At 41.6% G+C, this 2,617-nt stretch carries 2 protein-coding genes; both read right to left on the reverse strand.

The features are described from left to right. Positions 1–1,222: DEAD/DEAH box helicase (locus E1176_RS02540; RefSeq protein ID WP_155209011.1), on the reverse strand; the 1,222-nt coding region annotated here is incomplete at its 3' end. A gap of 92 nt (positions 1,223–1,314) precedes the next feature. Then, positions 1,315–2,532 carry a PepSY-associated TM helix domain-containing protein gene (locus tag E1176_RS02545; protein WP_155209012.1) on the reverse strand — a complete coding sequence of 406 codons (1,218 nt, stop codon included), beginning with the start codon at positions 2,530–2,532 and terminating at the stop codon, positions 1,315–1,317. Positions 2,533–2,617: the final 85 nt, after the last annotated feature.

Below are 2,617 nucleotides of genomic sequence, written 5' to 3' on the forward strand. Positions count from 1 at the left end.
GCTTCTTGTCTTTGGGAGCTTGTTGTGCTTCTTTCATAAGAGCCTGCCAGTTATCGGCCCTGTCCTCTGAGATGTCTAATGTGTATTGGTAGTCGCTGGATGAGATTTCTAAACGCTCAATAGGCTTACCGAGGTTTTCTTCAATCATTTCGAGAAGTGCTGTTTCTTCCTCGCTGCAAAATGTAATGGCTTGTCCTTTTTGAGTACCTCTACCCGTTCTTCCTACACGGTGCACATAACTCTCGGGAGCTTCCGGCAGGTCGTAATTTACTACATACTCTACATTGGGTATATCTATACCTCTAGCACTTACATCTGTTGCAATGAGTACTTTGAGGTCACCTTTTCTATAAGCCTGCATGGTTTTAGAGCGGTCCTCCTGACTCCTATCACTATGGATAGTATCAGTTGTGATGTTTACCCTTTCCATGGCTTTTTTCACCCGCTCAGCTCTAACCTTTGTACGGACAAATACCAACATTTTTTGTGCCTCGTGCTCGTTGATAAAATGCTCAAGAAAGAATCTTTTATCATCCATTTCGATAAAAGCTACCGCGTGCTCTATATTCTTAGCCACTGGGTTTTTTGGAGAAACCTGAATACGAATAGCATTATTACTCACCAAGGAGTAAGCCAGTTTCTTTATTTTTTCGTTGATGGTGGCAGAGAAAAAGAGCGTTTGTTTTTTCTTCGGCAAATGCCTCATGAGGTCTCTGATGTCTTTGATGAAGCCCAAGTCAAGCATATGATCTGCCTCGTCCAACACCAAAATCTCAACCCTGTGAAGCTTCAAAGCTCCCTGACTTACCAAATCAAATAATCGGCCAGGAGTTGCAATCAATACATCAATACCTTTGTTTAGTTTGGCAATTTGAGGCTCCTGATCTACGCCTCCATGTATACAGAACGTTTCGACTCGGGTATTTTTACCCAGACTCTTAAAAACCTGATCAATCTGAATGGCCAGTTCGTGGGTGGGCGCCATTACCAGACATTTCACGCCATCGGGTCTGCTTTTAATTTTGCGCTTAAGCAGGATGTCTAATATAGGTATAGCGAAGGCGGCAGTTTTACCAGTACCAGTCTGAGCAATCGCCAGCACGTCTTCCCCTTTGAGGATGTGCGGGATAGTTTTGTATTGTATATCAGTTGGCTTTTTATACCCCTGTTTATCAATGGCTGCTTTTATTCCCTCGGCTATGTGATACTGCTCAAACTTCATTGTGACTTTTCTTTAAGCCACAAAGAAACAAAGTTTTAAAGTAGAAAGTGTTAGTATTAGCTTATTAAGCCAACGGTTACACACAAAACCATTTAAGCTTCCTGCAAATCAGCGGCTATCTTTTTTAGTTTTGGCTTTGGTCTTTTTACCGGAGCCTTCTTCGGACGATTGAGTGCCTTTGGTGTATCATCATTTTTCTTATTTCTACGACCCAGCCATATCAAAAAACCTGTAACCGGTAGCGATGCGCACAATAGACTAACAATAAAGGCGATGATCTTACCCAAGACACCTCCGATGGCTCCAACATGTATATCGTAGTTCATCCTCAGCACCTTGTCAGCAAGACTGGCCTCGCTGTATTTGCCATAGATACTAGCAGATTCAAGCTCCTGCCCTGTATATTGATCGAAAAAGCGATAATCAGAACTGTAGTAAACGCCAGCTTGTGTGGCCACTTCTATGTAGACGCTGGCACTATCTGAAGTGGGGTAATGCAATTCAATACTGCTATACTCCGGCACCTCTTCCATGATTTGTGGTACAAGACTATTGATTACCATCTCTTTGTCGATGGTTTGCTCAACAGCCGTATTTGGTATCACAAATCTTGGATCTTTGTCGCCACCCCAAGCGAGGTAAGTGACATAATAAATCCAATTAAAGGCCATGATTAAACCACTAAAAGCAATAACTAAAGCAACGACTGAGATATAAAATCCGAGAATGCTATGGAGGTCAAAGTTCTTTCTTCTCCAACGGGTGCTGGGTTTCCAAACAAATCTAAAACGTTGTTTTCGCCCTTTCTTCTTTTTTGGCCACCATAAAATAATACCTGTGATAAGCATCACAACAAAAATCATTGTCCCGTAAGAAGTGATTTCTGTACCAATTGCTTTTGGCAACCACAAGTACAAATGACCTCTGAGCACAAACCAAAAGAAACCTTCTCTGTGGTTCTTAACTTCCATTACTTCACCTGAGTATGGATTGAGATATACCGATTGATAAAACTCGGGATCAGCTTCATAGAAAATAACTTCTACTGGCTCATCGGTCTTACCAAAGGCAGTACCATGAATGTGCTTGTCAGGAAATACTGTAAGCGCTGTTTCTTTAGCTTCTAGGGCAGTTATGAACGGTTTTTCTTGTGGGATAACTTTTCGTTCTCCTTCAACTAAAGTCGTAATCTCCTTTTGAAATACCCATAGGCACCCTGTAAGAGCCACAACTAAAACCACAAGCCCGGAGATAAGCCCCAGCCATAGATGTAACTGATGATATATACTCTTCTTTGTGGATTTTTTCATAGCAATTGGTAGTAAAAAATTGAGGCTGTCTCAAAAGTTATAAAACAACTCTTAGAGGTCATTCTGACGAAGGAAGAATCTTACT

Origin of the sequence: Fulvivirga aurantia, assembly GCF_009711475.1 — a bacterium.
In the GTDB taxonomy this organism is placed as follows: domain Bacteria; phylum Bacteroidota; class Bacteroidia; order Cytophagales; family Cyclobacteriaceae; genus Fulvivirga; species Fulvivirga aurantia.